This window comes from Afipia massiliensis (assembly GCF_001006325.2).
Classification (GTDB): Bacteria; Pseudomonadota; Alphaproteobacteria; order Rhizobiales; family Xanthobacteraceae; genus Afipia; species Afipia massiliensis_A.
In genome coordinates, this window is the sequence record NZ_LBIA02000001.1 from 827692 (window position 1) to 846513 (window position 18822).

The 18822-nt window shown below is 62.6% G+C and carries 23 protein-coding genes; 8 read left to right on the forward strand and 15 right to left on the reverse strand.

What is annotated here, in order from left to right:
- Positions 1-4: 4 nt before the first annotated feature.
- The 3 genes from YH63_RS03775 to ftsE all read right to left on the reverse strand — a co-directional run bounded on the left by YH63_RS03775 (position 5) and on the right by ftsE (position 2470).
- Positions 5-637, reverse strand: a complete 633-nt coding sequence (locus YH63_RS03775; protein WP_083992722.1) for a YdcF family protein — start codon at positions 635-637, stop codon at positions 5-7.
- A 218-nt stretch (positions 638-855) separates the two neighbouring features.
- The gene (locus YH63_RS03780; protein ID WP_046828762.1) at positions 856-1818 is read right to left on the reverse strand and encodes a cell division protein FtsX; all 963 of its coding nucleotides are present in this window, start codon (positions 1816-1818) and stop codon (positions 856-858) included.
- Positions 1811-2470 carry a cell division ATP-binding protein FtsE gene (gene ftsE / locus YH63_RS03785; protein WP_040427541.1) on the reverse strand — a complete coding sequence of 220 codons (660 nt, stop codon included), beginning with the start codon at positions 2468-2470 and terminating at the stop codon, positions 1811-1813. Before ftsE ends, YH63_RS03780 begins: the two co-directional genes overlap by 8 nt.
- A 500-nt stretch (positions 2471-2970) precedes the next feature.
- Here ftsE and YH63_RS03790 point away from each other — a divergent pair, with 500 nt between their 5' ends.
- Both YH63_RS03790 and YH63_RS03795 read left to right on the forward strand, forming a co-directional pair.
- Positions 2971-3852, forward strand: a complete 882-nt coding sequence (locus YH63_RS03790) for a zinc-ribbon domain-containing protein (protein ID WP_046828761.1) — start codon at positions 2971-2973, stop codon at positions 3850-3852.
- Positions 3853-4230, forward strand: coding sequence for a response regulator (locus tag YH63_RS03795; RefSeq protein ID WP_046828760.1), 378 nt, complete (start codon positions 3853-3855; stop codon positions 4228-4230). It abuts the gene before it with no gap.
- A gap of 1 nt (position 4231) precedes the next feature.
- Here YH63_RS03795 and YH63_RS03800 read toward each other — a convergent pair whose 3' ends face one another.
- Positions 4232-5449 carry a multidrug effflux MFS transporter gene (locus YH63_RS03800; protein WP_046828759.1) on the reverse strand — a complete coding sequence of 406 codons (1218 nt, stop codon included), beginning with the start codon at positions 5447-5449 and terminating at the stop codon, positions 4232-4234.
- Positions 5450-5601: 152 nt separating this feature from the next.
- On the opposite strand from YH63_RS03800, the gene YH63_RS03805 reads away from it, so the two are divergent.
- Positions 5602-6390, forward strand: a complete 789-nt coding sequence (locus tag YH63_RS03805) for an SDR family NAD(P)-dependent oxidoreductase (RefSeq protein ID WP_046828758.1) — start codon at positions 5602-5604, stop codon at positions 6388-6390.
- 31 nt (positions 6391-6421) lie between these two features.
- On the opposite strand, the gene YH63_RS03810 is transcribed toward YH63_RS03805, so the two are convergent.
- Positions 6422-6826 carry an antibiotic biosynthesis monooxygenase family protein gene (locus YH63_RS03810; protein WP_046829771.1) on the reverse strand — a complete coding sequence of 135 codons (405 nt, stop codon included), beginning with the start codon at positions 6824-6826 and terminating at the stop codon, positions 6422-6424.
- A gap of 103 nt (positions 6827-6929) precedes the next feature.
- Between YH63_RS03810 and soxR the strand changes: the two genes are divergently transcribed.
- Positions 6930-7406 carry a redox-sensitive transcriptional activator SoxR gene (soxR, locus tag YH63_RS03815; protein ID WP_046828757.1) on the forward strand — a complete coding sequence of 159 codons (477 nt, stop codon included), beginning with the start codon at positions 6930-6932 and terminating at the stop codon, positions 7404-7406.
- Between the two features lie 23 nt (positions 7407-7429).
- On the opposite strand, the gene YH63_RS03820 is transcribed toward soxR, so the two are convergent.
- The 7 genes from YH63_RS03820 to YH63_RS03850 all read right to left on the reverse strand — a co-directional run bounded on the left by YH63_RS03820 (position 7430) and on the right by YH63_RS03850 (position 12972).
- Positions 7430-7750 (reverse strand): MmcQ/YjbR family DNA-binding protein, encoded by a 321-nt coding sequence (locus tag YH63_RS03820; protein WP_046828756.1) that lies wholly within the window; start codon positions 7748-7750, stop codon positions 7430-7432.
- Positions 7751-7768: 18 nt separating this feature from the next.
- The gene (locus YH63_RS03825; protein ID WP_046828755.1) at positions 7769-8302 is read right to left on the reverse strand and encodes an SRPBCC family protein; all 534 of its coding nucleotides are present in this window, start codon (positions 8300-8302) and stop codon (positions 7769-7771) included.
- A 32-nt stretch (positions 8303-8334) separates the two neighbouring features.
- Positions 8335-8733 carry a DoxX family protein gene (locus tag YH63_RS03830; protein ID WP_046828754.1) on the reverse strand — a complete coding sequence of 133 codons (399 nt, stop codon included), beginning with the start codon at positions 8731-8733 and terminating at the stop codon, positions 8335-8337.
- A 77-nt stretch (positions 8734-8810) separates the two neighbouring features.
- Positions 8811-9332, reverse strand: a complete 522-nt coding sequence (locus YH63_RS03835; protein WP_046828753.1) for an SRPBCC family protein — start codon at positions 9330-9332, stop codon at positions 8811-8813.
- Between the two features lie 18 nt (positions 9333-9350).
- Positions 9351-9800 (reverse strand): VOC family protein, encoded by a 450-nt coding sequence (locus tag YH63_RS03840; RefSeq protein ID WP_046828752.1) that lies wholly within the window; start codon positions 9798-9800, stop codon positions 9351-9353.
- A 72-nt stretch (positions 9801-9872) separates the two neighbouring features.
- Complete coding sequence (locus YH63_RS03845) at positions 9873-10265, reverse strand: ArsR/SmtB family transcription factor (RefSeq protein ID WP_046829770.1); 393 nt, start codon at positions 10263-10265, stop codon at positions 9873-9875.
- Positions 10266-10404: 139 nt separating this feature from the next.
- A complete protein-coding gene (locus YH63_RS03850) occupies positions 10405-12972 on the reverse strand; it encodes a TIGR02302 family protein (protein ID WP_046829769.1) in 2568 nt (855 codons plus the stop codon).
- A gap of 224 nt (positions 12973-13196) precedes the next feature.
- Between YH63_RS03850 and YH63_RS03855 the strand changes: the two genes are divergently transcribed.
- A complete protein-coding gene (locus YH63_RS03855; RefSeq protein ID WP_046828751.1) occupies positions 13197-13874 on the forward strand; it encodes a methyltransferase family protein in 678 nt (225 codons plus the stop codon).
- A gap of 69 nt (positions 13875-13943) precedes the next feature.
- Here YH63_RS03855 and lysA read toward each other — a convergent pair whose 3' ends face one another.
- From lysA to argH, 3 genes are all read right to left on the reverse strand, one after another.
- The gene (gene lysA / locus YH63_RS03860) at positions 13944-15203 is read right to left on the reverse strand and encodes a diaminopimelate decarboxylase (RefSeq protein WP_046828750.1); all 1260 of its coding nucleotides are present in this window, start codon (positions 15201-15203) and stop codon (positions 13944-13946) included.
- A 168-nt stretch (positions 15204-15371) separates the two neighbouring features.
- Entirely contained in the window at positions 15372-15653 is a 282-nt protein-coding gene (locus YH63_RS03865) for a hypothetical protein (protein WP_046828749.1), read from the reverse strand.
- 127 nt (positions 15654-15780) lie between these two features.
- Positions 15781-17178: an argininosuccinate lyase gene (gene argH / locus YH63_RS03870; protein WP_046828748.1), complete on the reverse strand. Its 1398-nt coding sequence runs from the start codon at positions 17176-17178 to the stop codon at positions 15781-15783.
- 116 nt (positions 17179-17294) lie between these two features.
- Here argH and tlpA point away from each other — a divergent pair, with 116 nt between their 5' ends.
- From tlpA to YH63_RS03885, 3 genes are all read left to right on the forward strand, one after another.
- Positions 17295-17969 (forward strand): thiol:disulfide interchange protein TlpA, encoded by a 675-nt coding sequence (gene tlpA, locus YH63_RS03875; protein WP_046828747.1) that lies wholly within the window; start codon positions 17295-17297, stop codon positions 17967-17969.
- A 62-nt stretch (positions 17970-18031) separates the two neighbouring features.
- Positions 18032-18481 (forward strand): ArsR/SmtB family transcription factor, encoded by a 450-nt coding sequence (locus tag YH63_RS03880; protein WP_046828746.1) that lies wholly within the window; start codon positions 18032-18034, stop codon positions 18479-18481.
- Positions 18448-18795 (forward strand): SRPBCC family protein, encoded by a 348-nt coding sequence (locus YH63_RS03885; protein WP_246658115.1) that lies wholly within the window; start codon positions 18448-18450, stop codon positions 18793-18795. Before YH63_RS03880 ends, YH63_RS03885 begins: the two co-directional genes overlap by 34 nt.
- The last annotated feature ends 27 nt before the right edge of the window (positions 18796-18822 follow it).

An 18822-nucleotide genomic window follows, 5' to 3' on the forward strand; every position in this document is an offset into this window, starting at 1 on the left:
CCGGTTAGTTGGCGGACGCGGTGGCCGGTTTTGAAGGGGATGGGGGCGCGCCGATTTCCGGCATGCCGCCCTGCCCTACGCCGCCGAAAGCAACCCGCGTCTGCGCAAAAAGATACTTGGCGTATTCCGATAGCAGGAGCCGCAACGCCGCGCCACTCGTCCACCACGGCTCCTCGCGCCACTTTTCGCCGACCACGGCAAACGGAACCAGTTCGATATCGGGCATCGAGTGGGACAATTCAACGATCGCACGCGGCATGTGATAGTTCGATGTCACCACGATCAGCGAGTGAAAGCCGCGCTCCGTCGCCCAGCGCCGCGTCTCCGTTGCATTGCTGCGGGTGTTGACGGCGGAGCGATCCAGATCGACGCAGCAGGCCAAGAGGCGCTGGCTGTCGGGCAATGTGCGCTGAATATCGCTGTAGCCGCTGGTCGGATGCACGCCGGAAATCAGGAGCCGGCGGCCATAGCCAACCGACAGCAATTCCAGCGCATCGGAGACGCGCGACGATCCGCCGGTGAGCACCACGATGCCATCGGCATTGCGTGACGGCTTCTCCTCGGCCGGCGGCACCCGCGACAGGAAATCGACGAAGCCCAGCCCGATAAACAGAAGGATGCCGGCAGCCGCAAGCATCACCACACGATGGCGCAAGCGCCCGCGCGTCGGCGTGACATCGTAGCTGTGTGAGGTCTCGGACAATCTCAACTCGCTCAGGCGCATCAATGGAGTGCTACCCGTTCCTGCATCAGTCTATCGCAAAATCCGGCGCGGCTGTGGCCTCAAACGTCACCAACACCATGTTTTGACGCGTGGTTTCACTCTAGCCCACTCCTGCCCGCTCGAAAATGCGCTCAATCGATTTCCTCGAGGGTTGCAAAAAGCGTCCGCCGCGACGCCCACGCGGTCACCGCGGCAATCAGGAGGGTCTGGGCGGCAAGCACCAGATAGCCGGAAGCCGGCAGCGCGAATGTCCCGAGCAGTGCGGCAAACTGATCGCCGACCGGCGTGCCGGAGAACCAGCTCGCGATCGATTCCGAAAAGCCGAATGTCAGCATCGCGGCCAGCCCGCCGATCAGGCCGCCCTCCAGGCCCAGCCGCAGAAAATGGCGCAGGAAGCGGTTGGCGATATAGCGGTCCTGCGCGCCGACGAAATGCAGCACCTCTACGATTGGCCGGTTGGCGGCCATTGCGCCGCGCGTCGCGAACGACACCGAGATCACCGTCGCCACGATCACGAGGATCAGAATGCCGGTGCCCGCCAGCACGATGGCCCCGGTCATCGAGCGCATCCGCTCGATCCAGGCGCGATGATCGTCGATGGTTGCGGATGGAGCCGCCTGTGCGACGCTGCGGCGCATGGCCGCGAGATCCGGCGTCGCCCCCGGCGCGATGCGCACGACGATGACGCGTGGAACGGGCAGGTCGTTGAGCGACAATCCGGTGCCCAGCCACGGCTCAAGAAGTTTGGCCGACTCGTCCTTGCTGAAGGGGCGCACTTCCAAAATACCGGGCAGCGTCCGCGTGGCCTCGGTGACGCTACGAATGTCACGCTCGATGTCGCGCCCCGGCGAAGGTCGCAGTTGGATCGTCAATTCGCTGGACACGTCGGATTGCCATTGGGCCGCCGACGACCGCACCAGCAGCACCGCGCCGGTCGTCATCGAGGCGAGATACGTCATGATGGCCACGACCGCGATCAGCGCGCGCCCGGCGATCGAGCCGCGCGGAACGATCGGCGACAGGTTTCGCGCACTCGCCGCGACTTCCGACTTGCTGTCGCCCAGATCCATCATGATCTTGCGGTCATCAATCATAGATGTGCAGCCGCGATTCATGCAGCACCATGCGCCGCGCCTCGTATTGATCCATCAGCGCGATGTCGTGGGTCGCGATGATGACGGCGGTGCCGGATTTGTTCAATTGAATGAAAAGGCTGAGCAGCCGCCGCGCCAGTGACGGATCGACGTTGCCGGTCGGCTCGTCCGCCAGCAGCAGTTGCGGACGGGCGATCACCGCGCGTGCGATCGCGGCGCGCTGCTTCTCACCGCCCGACAGGATCGGCGGCAACGCGTCCATCCGCTTGCCGAGCCCGACCCAGTTGAGAAGGTCGATGACCTCCTTGCGATAGCTGGATTCGCTGCGCCCCATCACCCGGAACGGCAGTGCGACGTTTTCATAGGTCGTCATGTGATCAAGCAGCCGGAAGTCCTGCAGCACAATCCCGATCCGCGAACGCAATTCGGCGCGCGCATCCTTGTCGAGCAGCGACACGTCCTTGCCGAACAGATTGACCAGACCGCGCGTCGGCCTCAGCGACAGGAACAGCATGCGCAGCAGCGACGTCTTGCCCGCGCCGGACGGCCCGGTGAGAAACTGGAACGAGCGGGCAGGAATCTGGAAGGTCAGGTCGCGCAGAACCTCCGGGCCAAGCCCGTAACGCAAACCGACATTTTCGAACCGGACCAATCTCAGCTCCGTTCGACATGACCGATGGAGACGCTGCCTAGTGGTCCGATTCTAATATTCGCATCCCGTTTCAGTTGGCACCTATGCGAATGTTAGAATTGGAGGACCACTAGCAAATATAAAGTTCTGGTGGAGTTTTGGATTTGACATTCGCGTTGGGAACCCGCTGTCAGCAGGGGCGAATGTCAAATCCACTCCACCAGGATGTCTCCGGACACCCCCGTCAGCCGGCAACCGCCGGGGCGGACGCCATAAACGCTTTTGAGGCCGTTATGGTTTCCGATTCGTTAACGGACGCCGGATAGCATCTAGTGGTCCGATTCCGGCATTCGCATTCCCTCGCTGCAGGCACCTTTGCGAATGCCGGAATCGACGGACCACTAGTAGGCATAAGCTTCTGGTGGAGTTTAGGATTTGACATTCGCGATGCGGATTCGCGGTCGCTGGGTCGCGAATATCAAATCCACTCCACCAGACGCGTTCACTCTGGCGATTCGTCCATGCATATCGTTTGTCCCAATTGTACGACATCCTACGCGATCGATCCGGCCAATTTCAGCGAGGCCGGACGCCGGGTCCGGTGCGCCCGTTGTCAGGAAGTCTGGCTCGCGGTGCCGCAGGAACTCGCGTCCACCGCTGCCATGTCGCGGAACGACATGGACGATACCCGTCCGCAGGACGGTTTTGGACCGCAAAACGATGCGGCAGGCGACTGGCGCGAGGACAATGCGCCGCACGTCGAGAGCCCGTCGATTTCCGCCGGATGGCCCGAACCTGAGGCCACGCAACCGGCTGCCGAAGCAGACGGGAACTGGACCGCACTGGCCCGGCAGGAGGCGATGACCGAGGCCGCTCCGGCCAAATCGTCCCGGTTCAAAAAACTTGGCGCCTCCGTCGCGCCCTTCCTGAAATCGGCGAACTGGGCCAAGGCCCTGCCCGGCGTTCTGACCCTGCCGACCGTCTGCGTAGCGCTCGGCGCGATGGTGTTCGGCCTGACCGCTTGGCGCACCGACGTGGTGCGGGTACTGCCGCAGACTGCGGCGTTCTTCAAGATGATCGGCATGGGCGTGAACCTGCGCGGCCTCGCCTTTGAGGATCTCAAGATCAGCACCGAGACAGTGAACAACAAGCCGGTCCTGCTGATCGAAGGTGCGATCGTCGATGTCACGCGCAAGTCCGTCGAGATTCCCCGGCTGCGATTCATCGTGCGCGACGCCAAGGGTGCGGAAATCTACGCCTGGAATGCCGTGCTGGAGCAGCCGGTGCTCAACCCCGGCGAGAAGGCCTGGTTCAAGACGCGGCTGGCCTCCCCGCCGGCGGAAGGCCGCGAAATTGCCGTGAGGTTCTTCCACAAGCTGGACATTGCGTCCGGAGGAACCTGAATGTCGCGCGTCCTGATCGCAGACGACGAAGAGTCGATGCGCCTGCTTGTGGCGCGGGCGATCGCCATGGATGGCCATGAGATCGTCACCGCGGAAGACGGCGCCGAGGCGCTGGAGATTCTGAACCGCGACAACGGTGCATTCGATCTTCTGCTCACCGACATAAAAATGCCCGTGATGGACGGCATTGCGCTGGCGCTGGCCGTCGCGCGCGACTTCCCGCGGCTGACGGTCCTCATGATGACGGGCTTCGCCGATCAGCGCGAACGCGCGTCCGGACTGGAAGCGATCGTCCACGACGTCATCACCAAACCATTCGCCGTGGCAGATATCCGCACCGCGGTCGCGGATGCACTGGCCTCGCGCGCCCCCGACTAAGTCACTCCGCCAGTTGCGGCGCGGCCTTGCCCGAGCGCAACGTCAGCCGCGTCAGAATGAAGGCCGCAACCGCGCACATCGCGATGGTCGCCACCATCGGCATCGCCGTGCCGTCGAAGAAAGCGCTGGCGACGACGATCATCACAGCACCCGTAATCATCTGCAACGTGCCGCCCAGCGCCGATGCCATGCCGGCAATCGGCCCGTGATCCTCCAGCGACAGCACCATGGTGGAGGGAATCACGAGTCCCAGCCATGCATTGGCGATGAACAGCATCACGACGAGCACAATGAGGCTGTCGACACCGGCAGCGGTCACCGCGAACAGGGCAAGCGTCGCAACTGTGAAGCAGGTCACCGCCACCGACACCACGCGCGTGATGCCGAAGCGCGACGCCAGATAAGCACTGAACTGGGAGGCGCCGATGAAGCCGATGGCGTTCACCGAGAATGTCAGGCCGTACTGCGTCGGCGTCAGGCCGAAGTGGCCCATATAGATGAAGGACGAGCTGGCGAGGAACGCGAAAAAGCTCGCCATGCCGAAGCCGCCGATGAAGGTTAATCCAAGGAAGCGCCAGTCGCGGAACAGCTCACCGAAGCCGTCAAGCACGCTGCGGACGCTGACCTCGACCCGCTCCTCGGGCGGCCGCGTTTCGGGCAGCACGAAAGCGACCAGCAGGAATGAGAGGATAGAGGCGGCAGTGACAGCGGCGAACACCGAGCGCCAGCCGAACGGAACGATCAGGCCGCTGCCGACGAGAGGCGCCAGGATCGGCGAGACGCTGAACACCAGCATCACCAGCGACATCAGCCGCGTCGCATCGACGCCGGTATGCAGATCGCGGATCACCGCGCGTGGGATCACCATCACCGCCGCCGCGCCGAGGCCCTGCACGAAGCGGAAGAAAATCAGCCATGCGATGCTCGGCGCCAGACCGCAACCGATGCTGCCGAGCGCAAAGACCACAATCCCGAAATAAAGCGGCGGCTTGCGGCCCACCATGTCCGAGACCGGCCCGTAGACGATCTGGCACACGCCGAACGCCACGAAAAACGCCATCAGCGTCATCTGCGTGGCTGCGGTGGATGCCTGCAGGTCCGACGCGATGGCCGGCAGCGCAGGGAGATACATATCGATGGCGAAAGGGCCGATCGCGGACAACAGACCGAGCACGATCGCGTTTTTTGCAAAGCTTGAAGACATAAAACTTGAAGACATGGCGTGACGTATCCTGAACATTCTTGTCGATTGTGTGAGGGGTTAGACAGTCAATTCGCGCGACCGGCGCGGGCGGCTGTTGTGATGAGCCGTGAAAAATGGTCAATGCCATAGAGGGCTCTGACGGCATCAATCAAGAAACGGGACGGGACATGACCAAGGGACACAAGAAGGTCGCGCTGGTGACCGGCGCCGCGCGGGGCATCGGACTGGCCGCGGCGAAGCGATTTCTGGCCGACGGCTGGCATGTCGCACTGCTCGACATCGAAAAGGACCTGCTCGCGCAGACCTTCAAGACGCTCGCCGCACCCGACACGACGCTGTCGATCCATTGCGACGTCTCTGACGCCGACGCCGTCGCCGCCGCTTTCAGGCAGGTGGTCCAGCATTTCGGGCGGCTCGACGCACTGATCAACAATGCCGGTATCGCGATCTTCAAACCGCTGCTCGAAACCACGCAAGCCGACTGGGACCGCGTGCTGGCGGTGAACCTGACCGGGCCGTTTCTCTGCACCCAGGCGGCGGCGCCGCTGATGCGCGAGAACGGCGGCGGCGCCATCGTGAACATCACCTCGATTTCGGCGCTTCGCGCCTCGACGCTGCGCACCGCATACGGGACCAGCAAGGCCGGCCTCGCACACCTGACTAAACAGTTCGCCGTCGAACTCGCAACACTCGGCATTCGCGTTAACGCGGTCGCGCCCGGCCCGGTCGATACCGCGATGGCCAAAGCGGTTCATACGCCCGCGATCCGCGCCGACTATCACGACACCATCCCGCTCAATCGCTACGGACTCGAGGAAGAACTCGCCGAGGCGATCTTCTTCCTGTGCAGCGACCGCGCCAGCTACATCACCGGACAGATGCTGTCGGTGGACGGCGGGTTCGAGGCGACCGGAATCGGTCTGCCGACGCTGCGCGGCGAAGGCCGCAACGGCTGACAGCGAGACGGCGCCGTTTCGTGCTTCTGCCTTAAGACGCACAGGCATCCATATCGTCCCGCGAGCGTTCTGGCGTCCTGCGGTGTGCAGTCTTGCGAGCATTGCCTGCCTCTATGCGTGACTGCCCCATGCTTTCGATCAGCGGCAGTATTTGCGCCCGGTAACTGGCGAACAGATCGGTCGTGATCCAGCTTTCGTAGTGATCTTCGGTCTCGAACACGCCGATCAGCAGGGCTGAGCTTCCATCGACGTCGCGATAGATCCGGCCACCGTGAAACCCCGAGATCTTGTCCGAGAACGAATCCCGGGCGGCCTCAAGCAGAGCAGCGAGTTCGTCGAGCTTGCCCGGCTTGGGCGTGAAGCTGTTGATCAGGACAAACGGCCGCGGCTCATTGCCCGACGGCTGTGTCCGATCGTGATGAATGGTTCCGCTCATCGATATCATTCCTGATTGCCATGGGAGGTTAGCTCCGCCATCACGACGTCTTGCGATGACGGACAAGGCAGCCTACAACCTCAACTTAAGTTGAGGTCAAGCGATGACGAACAAGGATCACCACGGCAAACCACCCGCCGGGATTGCCCGCGAATTGACTGTCGGCGAGGTTGCCCAACGTTCCGGCGTCGCCATTTCCACTCTCCATTTTTACGAGTCCAAGGGACTCATCGCGAGCCGCCGCAACCAAGGCAACCAGCGCCGCTATCCGCGAGCCGTGTTGCGCCAGGTCGCCATTATCAAGGTGGCGCAAAGCACCGGCGTTCCACTTGCCGCGATCCGCGATGCCCTGACGTCGTTACCCAAGGGACGTCCGCCGACAGCGAGGGACTGGGCGAGACTTTCCGCCAGCTGGCGCGCCGATCTGGATGAACGCATCGCCAAGCTGACCCGTCTTCGTGACCAGCTCGGCGATTGCATCGGATGCGGATGCCTCTCACTCAAAACCTGCCCGTTGCGTAATCCTTCGGATCAGCTCTCAAAGCAGGGTTCCGGAGCAAGACTGCTCGACCCGTCCTAGCGCCCGACGATCGTCGCCACGTGTTACTTCCGCTTCTTTGGTTGCGCATGTTGCCATGCCATTTCCAGTGCGTTCCTGAGTTCAGCGACGCCCAGCGCCGCTAGACTTACTGTCGTCCATCCCTGCTTGCCCCAGGCATTCGGCACCGGTGTGAATGCTCCGGGCGCAAGCATGCATTTGAATTCCTGCTCTTCCGCCGTGAACTTGATATTGGCGGTGCGGCCATCGGCAGCGAGCGTCACAAAGATGCGGGCTACCTTGAACGCCGCCCGATCGAAATGCGGCGCCTCGGTGGTACCGTCCAGAGACAGCGCGATGCGCCGCAGATCGTTGCCCGTTGCCATGGCAGACCACCATCAAAGCTACTTTTCGGCGACGGCCTTCATGCTGCTCAATCCCTGCTGAAACTGGTCGCCGCACATGCGATCCATATTCATGAACATGTGCATGATCTTCATCATGTAAGGCACGGGACCCTGCATCGCCCAGGTCACGTTGGTCGCGTTGCCCTTAGGCTGCATGGTGAACTCGGCGGTATTGTGCGCTTCGAACGGGCTGAAGAAATCCAGCTTGATGACGATTTTGGACGAAGGCGTCGCGTCCAGGATCTCCATGCGGCCGCGGCCGACATTCTTGTTGCCGTTCCACTCATACACCGAACCCTTGCCGTTCGGCGCACCACTGAACGTCCGCTGCATGGCCGGGTCGAGCTTCTCGTAAGGCGACCACGAGCCCCAATGCCTGTAGTCGTTGATCAGCGGGAAAATCTTCTCCGCGGGCGCGTTGATGTCGATGGACCGCTGCACGCGGAAGATATCCGGCCGCATCGCAGCGACGATGAGAACGATTGCGATCAGAACCGCGAGAACGATGGCAATGTATATCAGGGTAGTCATGTTTTTACTCCGTCTCACATGAAAATCAGGCGTCAGCGACGCCAGGGAAAGATCAGACGCAGCCGCTCATCGCGCAGATACAGCCCGGCCCAGAGCAGGATGCCGAGGTAGACGCCGAACAGCGTGTGGCTGAACAGCGGGCTTCCGGCGCGGACATGCACGTAGATCGCGCCGCCGAGGTAGCCGGTCAGCAGGATGGCGCCGAGCACCGAGGTCTTGGGATAGGCGTAGAGCAGCGTGCCGGCCAGCGTCAGCACGCCGAGGGTAACCGCGAGATCGGTCGGGATGCCGAGCTGACGCGACGTCTCGATCACGATATCGAGCGCGATCAGCTTGATGGCACCGTCGAACAGCAGGAACAGGACGACCAGACCGCTGAGGATGCGGCCGGTCCATAGCGCGGTCGGCGAAATCGGAACTAGTTCATTCATAGTGACAATCCTTTCGGCATCGAGCCGGAACCTTGGCCGGGCCATGGCAGGCCCAGCGATTGCAGTGGATCTGGGGATCAGGTCTTCGCCAGATGTTCGTCGAGCTGGTCGAAGGTGCCGCCGTAACCCTGCTGCATGCAATCGAACAGACCCTCGAAGCTCACGCGCTCCTCCGCGGACGGATTTACGGGAGCGCCGTGTAACTCCAGCATGGTTTTCCCGTCATGCTCGGAGAGCGTGAGGGTGTTGTGAACTTCAAGTGGCCAAGTCGGGTCGAACGGCGCGCGCGCAATTCCGCCCTTCGCGTCCGAGAACGAACTGACGAACACGATGCGCTCGGGTTTGACGATTTCGCGATAGACGAAACGGCCCCACCATGTGGTCGCGCCGTCCGGCATCAGCATGCTGTAGTGAAACACCCCGCCCGGCCGAAACTCGAGTTTCGCAACGTCGAGTTTGCCGCCTTTCGGCCCCCACCATTGCGCAAGGCGATCCGCCTCCGACCATGCCTTCCACACAAGATCGCGCGGTGCGTTGAACGTGCGCGTAACAGCGAATTCGCGCGACGCGGTGGCGATGGGCTTTGCTTGAGTCAGCATGGTTTTCTCCTGAGTGGCTCAGGCCGTGCAGCCGGTGGCCAGCGGATGACCGAAACTCCAGCCATGACCGAACGGATCGCGCACTTCGGCGTAACGCGCGCCCCAGAACGCATCCCATGGCTGCACGATGACTTTCGCGCCTGCATCCACGGCACGCTTCACGGCCTCGTCGCAGTTCGGCACTTCGAGATGCAGCAGGAAGCTGGAGCCGCCGAGTTCGTCGGGCGGAATGGTTTTGCCGTCGCCGTGATCGGTCGTGCCGCGGTACTCGGGAAAGTCATCCATCAAGAACACAACCGCACCGTTGATGATGAGGTGCGCATGCATCAGGCGCTTACCGTCCTCGGCGGGCATCCGCATCACTTCGGTGGCGCCGAGTCCCTTCTTGTAAAACTCAACGGCCTCGCTCGCACCCCTGACCACGAGATGCGGAACAAGCGGCGGCAGCGGCGGCATTTGATCGGTCATGGCGTGCTCCTCGGCTTTGGATGTACTTGTGACGTCTTCGAGTGGTTCGCGGCACCGCCGCGAAGGGAGTTGCTATTTTCGGGGCGATGCCCGTTTTGTCGTCTTCCGGTGCTTGGGCTTCCCGGGCTTGCTGGCGTCGCTTGTTTCCTTCGCCTGCAGCCCGCCGAGATATTCCTCAAGGCGATCCAGCCCTGCTTCCCAGAAGCGGCGATAGCTCTCGAGCCAGTCGTCAACTTCCTTCAGCGCCGCGGGTTCGATCTTGCACGGACGCCACTGCGCCGCGCGGCCGCGCGTCACCAGACCGGCATGTTCCAGCACTTTCAGATGCTTCGACACCGCCGGCATGCTCATGGCGAAAGGCTCGGCGAGTTCCGTCACCGATGTTTCGCCCAGCACCAGCCGCGCGAGGATGGCGCGGCGGGTGGGGTCGGCAAGGGCTGCGAACTTGGTGCTGAGCGGGTCCATCGGCGCCTTCATATAACCAATCAGTTAAATAACCTGATGGTTAAATATAAGCGTTCAGCGAAACTGTCAAGCGCTCCTGATCGAAAAATCGGATGGGGACTGTGCCGCGCCGGCATGAAGGCCGAAGCGCGCCTAAGGCTCAATAATCCTTGAGCAGCCGCTCGATGTAATCGAGTTCGATTTGCGGCCGCTGCGGGTCCGCGAGACGGCGGCGCAGTTCTTCCAGAATTCGCCGCACGCGCTGTACGTCGATCTCACCGGGAATCTTCACGGAGAGATCATCGCTCCACTCACGGCCGCTGAGCGGCCGTCCCAGCGGATCGGTGGTGTTGCCGCTGTTCTGCTGACGGCCCATGCGCTCGCCCGGCCCGGTGTCCTGTCCCTCGCCCTGCTGCATCGACTGCGCGAGATTCTGCGCGCCCTTGCGCAGGGCCTCAAGCGCGCGGCCCTGTGAATCGACGGCGCTGTCGGCATTGCCCTGTCCAAGCTGACTGCCGGCATCGCCCATCGCGGAGTCGGCGTCGCCAAGCGCATCGCCGCCGTCCTGACCGTCCTGTCCCTGCTGACCCTGCTGACCTTGACCCGGCTGGCCCTTCTCGCCGCGCTGACCCGGCATCATGCCGTTCTTCTTCATGTCCTCGAGCAGCTTGCTCAGCCGGTCTCGCAGCGCCTGCTGGTCCTGGCGCAGCCCGTCCATCTGGCCCTGATTGCCCTGCTCGCCGCGGCCGCGTTCGCGCCGGGATTCCTGCCCCTGCTTGAACGTCTTGTCGCGCAACTGCTGCTGCTTGCGGATCATGTCGCCGAGTTCGTTCAGCGCCTGCTCCATCTCGCCGTCGCCCTGCCCGGGCTGCGCCATCTGCAGGTTTTCCAGCATCTGCTGCATCTGATCGAGCAGCGCGCGCGCGGCATCCTTGTCGCCGGAGCGCGACAGCCGCTCCATGCGGTCGATCATGTTCTTGAGATCCTGCTGGCGCATCACCTTGGTGTTGGGATCGAGCGGCCGCGCCAGTTGTTGCGGGTTGTTGCGCAACTGCTCCGCCAGTTGGCGCATGAAATTATCCAGCGCCGCGCGCAGGTTGTCGGTCAGCTTCTTGATCTCTTCGTCGCTGGCGCCGCGCTCAAGCGCCTCCTTGAGCGCGTCCTGCGCGGCGCGGAGCGCCTTGTCGACGTCGGTGATGTTGCCGTCCTCGATCGCGATCGCGAGCGCCCACAGGCTGTCGACGGTCTCGCGCATGGCGTCGCGCGTCTTGGCGCGGTTGAGCCGGTTCGCGACGCTACGCAGGCCGAGATAATGTCCAAGCTCGGGCGTGAACGCCTCGGGCGCAATCATCAGCGCTTCGAGCGCGATCAGCACCAGCGGCTTCTGGTTGGCGTCGAGCGCGAGGTTACGGCGCTGCTCGATCAGCGCCCGCGCCAGCGGCTTCACGAACAGCCGCTCCGGCAGCCGCATGTCGAACGGCTCGCTGCGCCCTTCATTGCCGGCTTCGTCTTTCGCGGTCAACGTCAGCGTGACATCCGCGCCGGCGTAGGGATTTTCGCTCAGGTCCTTCACCGTCTGGCCGACGCCGTTACGCGTGCGCACATTCGGCAATCCGAGCGTAATCGACGGCGGATCAAACAGTGGCTGCGCCTTGGCGCTGTCCTCCCTGGCGCCATCCTCTTTCGCCGCACGGGGCGCGAACTGCGCATGGGCTTCGGTAACGCCGTAATCGTCTTCGAGCTTGTAGGATAGCAGCAGCGCACCCTTGGCCTGCCGTTCGGGGTCCTTGGCCAGCGAAATGCTGGGCGCGCGATCGGGCATCGCCTTGAATGTCCATTGCGGCTGCCCTGAAGGCGAACGGACATGCGCGATACCGTCGCCCGTAATCGTAAAGTTCCGCTCGTTGGTGCCCTGCGGCGCATTCCCTGCGACAGGCGTTTCCGTCACGCCGCCGCTTGCGGCGACATCGAGCCTGCTGCCGCTGGATCGGACGATCAGAGTGCTTCCCGCCGGCACCGAAACAGGCCCGGCGCCAGACGGCGGCGCGTCCTTATTGGTGGAGGCCGAGAGGATGATCGGCGGACGGCTGGTGTAAGGCGGCGGCGTCACCCAGGCATCGACGCGAACATTCGCAGCCGAGAAGGCACCATTCCAGTCGAACGCTGCGACGACGCGCGCGAAACGATCGCTGCCGGCGGCGACATAGGTCGCAACCAGCAACACGACCACCAGCGCGCGCAACGCCCACGGATCGTGCAGCGCGAGGCGCGGTGACGGCAGACCGGCGCGGATACGCTTGATCGAGGCCAGCGTACGCGCGTGCTGCTCCTGCCAGAGCGCTTGCGTGATCGGATCCTGCGATTTGAGCGTATCGGTCAGCGCCGTGGCGGGGCGATGGCGAATGCCGGTGCCGCGATCGAGCCGGCGCAGCGCATCCTCGCGCGTCGGCCAGCGAAACCGGATCGCCGGCACCAGCGCCGCGAATGCAAGCAGCACAAAAGCGGCAAAGGCGACGATGCGTACAGCGAAAGGAAGAGCGATCCAGAAACCGGCCCAGGACGCGGCCAGAAAAAGCCCGGCGACGGTCAACAGCCGCGCGAGATGCGGCCAGCCGCGCTCCCATGCGACCGCGAGCCGCGCGCGCTGCAAGGCCTGCGCGAGCTGAAGTTTCCGGGCCTCCTCGGCAATGCGCGGACGCTCCGATGGGTCTGGGGTCGGTCCGTTCAACTGGCTCTCCAGATTCAAGTCATTGCAGCCTAGCACAGCGGCTGCAATGAGGCATGGTCTCAACGCGCTACCCACATGCAAAGCGGCTGCCAAAAGCCACGATCATCCGCGACATGGCGACATTCCCTCTCACAAAAGCGTGACGGCGAAGCGCCGGTTCCCGGGCTTGGCCACGCCTCTCGGTGAGCTACTTCCCGTGCAGGAGAACGCCTGGAGACTTTTCGATGAGCCTCAACGCCAAAAAGGCAGTCGCCGGATTGCTGAGATCGCTGGCCGCCATTGCGGCCCTGCTTTTCATCCCGGCCTGGTCACTGAGGTACTGGCAGGGGTGGGTCTATCTCGCGATCATGGGAGCGGCCTCCGCCGCGATCATCCTGTATCTCGCCAGGCACGACGACGCATTAATCGGGCGGCGGCTCAAGGTTGGCCCCATTGCCGAAAAGGAAAAGAGCCAGAAGATCATTCAGGCTTTCACATCCGTGGCCGGGATTATCCTGATTCTGGTGCCGGGATTCGACTATCGCTGGCAGTGGTCGCACGTTCCAGTCGCGCTGGTCTCGACAGGTTTTGTCGGCGTAGCGCTCGGTTTTATCATCATGTTTCTGGTGTTCCGCGAGAACAGCTTCTCATCAAGCATCGTGGAGGTCGCCAAGGATCAGACAGTCGTCTCGACCGGACCCTACGCCGTGGTCCGGCATCCGATGTATGTCGGCGCGATCGTGCTGTTTCTCGCGACGCCGCTGGCGCTCGGGTCCTGGTGGGCGTTCATTCCCGCGATCATCCTGAGTGCGATGATCGCGGTGCGCCTGATCGACGAAGAAAGATTTCTCGGTCGCAATCTGCCGGGCTACGACGCTTACCGCTCGCAGGTGCATTACCGGCTGATTCCGGGATTGTGGTGAAGGACTAGCAGACTCTTTGCCGAGGCATGATCTGGTCCGAAACCGGTTCTCAATTTTCGGGATCATGCCCTAAAGCCACGGTGCCGTGCGGTCCATCGCGATCAGCGCCTCGGCGTCGATCCGCGGACGCACCACCGCATACTCGCCGTCCTTCACCAGCACCTCGGGCACCAGCGCACGGGTGTTGTAGCTGCCGGACTGCACCGCGCCGTAAGCACCCGCCGTCATGATGGCCACAAGGTCGCCGGGCTTCGGCTCCGGCATCCGGCGGTCGAGCGCCAGATAGTCGCCGGTCTCACAGACGGGACCAACCACGTCCGCGGTGAAGTTCCGCGCGGCATCCTCGCGCACCGGCAGAACGTCGTGATGCGCCTCATACAGCGTCGGACGAATGAGATCGTTCATGGCGGCGTCGATGATGACGAAATTCTTCGCATCGCCATGCTTCACGTAGATCACGCGGGCGACAAGAATCCCGGCGTTGCCCACGATCATGCGTCCCGGCTCGAACATCAGCGTGGCGTCGAGGCCCTTCGTCACTCGCTTGACCATCGCCGCATACGCGGCGGGCTCCGGCGGATTGGGCAGATCGTGCTTGTACGGGATGCCGAGACCGCCGCCGAAATCGACGTGCGAGATGGTGTGGCCGTCGGCGCGCAGCGTGCCGACGAATTCAACCATCAGCTTGAAGGCATCTTCAAGCGGTCCGAGATCGGTGATCTGGCTGCCGATATGCATATCGACGCCGGTGACCTTGATGCCGGGAAGCTTTGCGGCGCGCGCATAAACCTCGCGCGCGCGGCTGAGCGGAATCCCGAACTTGTTCTCGGACTTGCCGGTGGAAATCTTGGCGTGCGTCTTCGCATCGACATCCGGATTGATGCGAACGGAAATACGCGCGGTGCGGCCCATCTCGCTCGCGAGCTTCGACAGCAGTTCGAGTTCGGGCTCGGACTCGACATTGATGCAGAGAATGTCTTCGGCAAGCGCCTGCCGCAGTTCGGCCTCGGTCTTGCCGATCCCGGAGAACAGGATCTTCTGCGGCGAAATGCCCGCGGCGCGCGCGCGCTTCAGCTCGCCGCCGGACACCACATCGGCGCCCGCGCCGAGTTTCGCAAGCGTGCGCAGCACGGACTGATTGGAGTTCGCCTTCATCGCGTAGCACACCAGCGTGGGCACGCCGGCAAATGCCTCGGCGAAAACGCCGTAGTGACGCTCGAGCGTGGCGGTCGAATAGCAATAGAACGGCGTCCCGACCTCATCGGCGAGACGGATCAAGCTCACGTCTTCAGCGTGCAAGACGCCGTTGCGATACTGGAAGTGATTCATGACCTAGCGATCCGGTTCTGACATTCGTATCATAATTTCCGCAGGCACCCTTTACGAATGTCAGAACCAAAGGATCGCTAGAATTATTATATGCTAGTGCCCTCTCGCATCCGACGTTCGTATGCAAAGCGTTGCAGACTGAAACGAACGTCGGATAGGGGCACTAGATCAGTCCAGCAGCGCGTCGAGCGGAATGCGTTTTTTCTCGCCGCGCGGCGCGGTCGGCACGTTGGTGCTGCCCGGCGGACGGTAGACTTCGGTCTGGAGGTTCGCCGCGGAATTCGGATTCGCAGTGGCGAAGTCCGACGTTGGTGTCCCGCTCGGATCTGCCGATGCCCCCGGAGGCGCGTCGAGGAAGGCCTTGCGGCCACATCCTGCAAGCGCGCACGACACGACGATCAGGCCAACGGCCGTCAGTTTCGAGTAGGAGCGATTCGAACGAGAGGTCACGCGTAAGTGTCCCGTATCCAACGTTGCGTCAATGTCAGAACCGGACCACCCGTCCCTGAAATTCCGCGCCACCATACAAAGAAGGTGCCGCTCTGGCGAGGCCCGGATTAAACGAAAATATCCGGGATCAGCCCGAATTTTGCTCTTTTTCCAGCCGCTTGAGCCACTCCTTGGCCTGCGCGCGGACATTCGCCGGCGCGGTGCCGCCATAGCTGGTGCGGCTTTCCACCGAGGCCTGGACCGACAGCACATCCAGCACCGAGGCGGTGATTTTCGGCTCGACCGCCTGCATCTCGCTCAGCGACACCTTGTGCAGGGCGAGACCCTGTTCCGCGGCTTTCGCGACGATTCGCCCTGTGACGTGGTGCGCGTCGCGGAACGGCATTTTCAGCGTCCGCACCAGCCAGTCGGCAAGATCCGTCGCAGTGGCATAACCCTCGCCCGCCGCCACCTTCATGCGCGCTTCCTCCGGCATGATGTCGAGCGTCATGCCGGTCATGGCGCGGATCGCGAGCGAAAGAGCCTTGAAGGCTTCCATCGCGCCTTCCTTGTCTTCCTGCATGTCCTTTTGATAGGCGAGCGGAAGTCCCTTCATCACGATCAGCAATGCCGTCAATGAGCCGATGACGCGGCCGGTCTTGGCGCGCACCAGTTCGGCTGCATCCGGATTTCTCTTCTGCGGCATGATCGACGAGCCGGTCGTGAACTTGTCGGACAGACGCACCAGCCCCACCAGCGGCGAGGTCCAGATCACGATCTCCTCGGCGAAGCGCGACAGATGCACCGCCGCAATCGCCGACGCCGACAGCGTCTCGATCACAAAGTCACGATCCGACACCGCGTCGAGCGAATTGGCCATCGGCCGGTCGAAGCCGAGCGCGCTCGCTGTGGCGTGACGATCGATCGGGAACGATGTTCCGGCCAGCGCCGCGGCACCCAGCGGACTCTCGTTCAGTCGCTTGCGCGCATCCGCGAACCGGCCGCGATCGCGCGAGGCCATTTCCGTGTAGGCCAGCAGATGGTGACCGAATGTCACAGGCTGCGCGGTCTGCAGATGCGTGAAGCCCGGCATGACTGTGTCGGCGTGCTCGATGGCGCGATCCACCAGCGCGCGCTGGAACGCGGCCAGCGCCCGGTCGATGTCGTCGATGACGTCACGCACATACAACCGGAAGTCGGTCGCGACCTGATCGTTACGCGAACGCGCGGTATGCAGACGGCCCGCTGCCGGGCCGATCAATTCACCAAGGCGGCTCTCCACATTCATGTGAATGTCCTCGAGCGCACGCTTGAACGAGAACGAACCCTTGGAGATTTCTGACAAAATCGTGTCTAGACCGCCCGTGATGTTTTTTGCATCGTTGGCCGTGATAATGCCCTGAGCCGCGAGCATCGCGGCGTGAGCTTTGGACGCAGCGATATCCTGGGCGTAAAGGTGCTGATCGACGTCGATCGAGACGTTGATTTCCTCCATGATCGCATCGGGACTTTCACCGAAGCGGCCGCCCCACATCTTGTTGCTCATATCCTGGTACTCACGCGTTCCTGCTCAGATCCAACCGCCAACCGACACTTTTCCGTCAAACCATCCGTTTCCTGTATCGCAACGGCAGCATGACGATTTCAACCGAGACGAGACCTATGCCCAATATCGATCCATCGACACCCGGTTTGCCCCGCAAGAATGCGTCTCGCATTCGAGTAACCGTCGTTTCCGCCATTATAGCGGCCGCGGCGGGACTGGGTGGGATATACGGGATCGGCGGGTTCATGCGCAATGCGCACGCGCAGGCCCAATGTGCGCCGGCGGTCGATCTGGCCAAGAAAATCGCCCCTTTGGCGAAAGGTGAAGTCGCCGCATTAACCATGGCCACGGCTCCGCTGCAATTGCCCGATCTCACGTTCGAGGATTCCGAGGGCAAGACCAGAAAGCTGTCGGAATGGAAGGGCCGCACCGTTCTCGTCAATCTGTGGGCGACATGGTGCGTGCCATGCCGCAAGGAAATGCCGGCGCTCGACAAGCTGCAGGAAACCCTTGGCGGCGCGGACTTTGAGGTGGTCGCAATCAATATCGACACCCGCGATCCCGAAAAGCCGAAGAATTTTCTCAAGGAGGCCGCGCTGACCAAGCTCGCCTATTTCCATGACCGCAAGGCGAAGGTGTTTCAGGATCTGAAAAGCGCCGGGCGCGCGCTGGGGATGCCGACCTCCGTGCTGGTCGACGGCGCGGGATGCGAGATCGCGACCCTCGCAGGCCCCGCTGAATGGGCCAGCGACGACGCTTTGAAGCTGATCAAGGCCGCCACCGCGAAATAAAGCCGCAGTTCCATCTGACGTCGCCCCTTGACGTCACCACGCGCGCCCCTATACTTAACCACATGGTTTACTATTCTACCGATCGCCTGAACCGCGTGTTTGCCGCCGTCGCCGATCCGACGCGGCGCGCGTTGCTGGCCGAACTTGAAGGACGCGACAGCGTCACCATCAGCGAACTGGCGAAACCGTTCGCAATGTCCCTGCCCGCCGTCATGAAGCATCTCGATGTGCTGTCGGACGCGGGACTGATCACCAGGAGCAAGACAGGCCGCACAGTCACGTGCCGCCTGACAGCGGCCCCGATGGAGCAGGCAATGGAATGGCTCAGCCGCTACCAGCGATTCTGGACCGCACAACTCGATCGTCTCGCCGCTTTTGTGGAGAAGGATTTATGCTCACCCAGCCAAGCCTCACCCTCGCCCGACGACTCAAAGCCCCAGCCTCCAAAGTCTTCGAAGCGTGGACGGATCCCGCCAAAATCGTCCAGTGGTTCGGACCCGGACACACCATAGGCGACAGCGTAAAGGCCGACATGGATGTACGCGTCGGCGGGCACTTCCGCATCAATTTCAGCACCGACGACGGCGAGTCGCATCAGGTCGGCGGCAAGTATCTCGAGGTCACGCCCTATCAACGGCTGGTGTTCAGCTGGGCGTGGCATTCGACGCCGGAGCGCGTCTCGCAGGTGACGGTCGTGCTGCGCGAGGAAGGCGACGTGACGCTGCTCACGCTGACCCACGACAAGTTCTTCGATGAAGCGGCCCGCGACGGCCACAAGCGCGGCTGGACCGGAACGCTCGACAAGCTTGAACAGTTCTTCGCCTGATTGCGTAAAAAACTGAGCGAAAGGAGT

Bases quoted from the DNA above. Each gene is read 5' to 3' on its own strand.
- YH63_RS03775 (WP_083992722.1), bottom strand. From the start codon at position 637: ATGCTTGCGGCTGCCGGCATCCTTCTGTTTATCGGGCTGGGCTTCGTC.
- YH63_RS03780 (WP_046828762.1), bottom strand. From the start codon at position 1,818: ATGATTGATGACCGCAAGATCATGATGGATCTGGGCGACAGCAAGTCG.
- YH63_RS03790 (WP_046828761.1), top strand. From the start codon at position 2,971: ATGCATATCGTTTGTCCCAATTGTACGACATCCTACGCGATCGATCCG.
- YH63_RS03795 (WP_046828760.1), top strand. From the start codon at position 3,853: ATGTCGCGCGTCCTGATCGCAGACGACGAAGAGTCGATGCGCCTGCTT.
- YH63_RS03800 (WP_046828759.1), bottom strand. From the start codon at position 5,449: ATGTCTTCAAGTTTTATGTCTTCAAGCTTTGCAAAAAACGCGATCGTG.
- YH63_RS03805 (WP_046828758.1), top strand. From the start codon at position 5,602: ATGACCAAGGGACACAAGAAGGTCGCGCTGGTGACCGGCGCCGCGCGG.
- YH63_RS03810 (WP_046829771.1), bottom strand. From the start codon at position 6,826: ATGAGCGGAACCATTCATCACGATCGGACACAGCCGTCGGGCAATGAG.
- soxR (WP_046828757.1), top strand. From the start codon at position 6,930: ATGACGAACAAGGATCACCACGGCAAACCACCCGCCGGGATTGCCCGC.
- YH63_RS03820 (WP_046828756.1), bottom strand. From the start codon at position 7,750: ATGGCAACGGGCAACGATCTGCGGCGCATCGCGCTGTCTCTGGACGGT.
- YH63_RS03825 (WP_046828755.1), bottom strand. From the start codon at position 8,302: ATGACTACCCTGATATACATTGCCATCGTTCTCGCGGTTCTGATCGCA.
- YH63_RS03830 (WP_046828754.1), bottom strand. From the start codon at position 8,733: ATGAATGAACTAGTTCCGATTTCGCCGACCGCGCTATGGACCGGCCGC.
- YH63_RS03835 (WP_046828753.1), bottom strand. From the start codon at position 9,332: ATGCTGACTCAAGCAAAGCCCATCGCCACCGCGTCGCGCGAATTCGCT.
- YH63_RS03840 (WP_046828752.1), bottom strand. From the start codon at position 9,800: ATGACCGATCAAATGCCGCCGCTGCCGCCGCTTGTTCCGCATCTCGTG.
- YH63_RS03845 (WP_046829770.1), bottom strand. From the start codon at position 10,265: ATGGACCCGCTCAGCACCAAGTTCGCAGCCCTTGCCGACCCCACCCGC.
- YH63_RS03855 (WP_046828751.1), top strand. From the start codon at position 13,197: ATGAGCCTCAACGCCAAAAAGGCAGTCGCCGGATTGCTGAGATCGCTG.
- lysA (WP_046828750.1), bottom strand. From the start codon at position 15,203: ATGAATCACTTCCAGTATCGCAACGGCGTCTTGCACGCTGAAGACGTG.
- argH (WP_046828748.1), bottom strand. From the start codon at position 17,178: ATGAGCAACAAGATGTGGGGCGGCCGCTTCGGTGAAAGTCCCGATGCG.
- tlpA (WP_046828747.1), top strand. From the start codon at position 17,295: ATGCCCAATATCGATCCATCGACACCCGGTTTGCCCCGCAAGAATGCG.
- YH63_RS03880 (WP_046828746.1), top strand. From the start codon at position 18,032: ATGGTTTACTATTCTACCGATCGCCTGAACCGCGTGTTTGCCGCCGTC.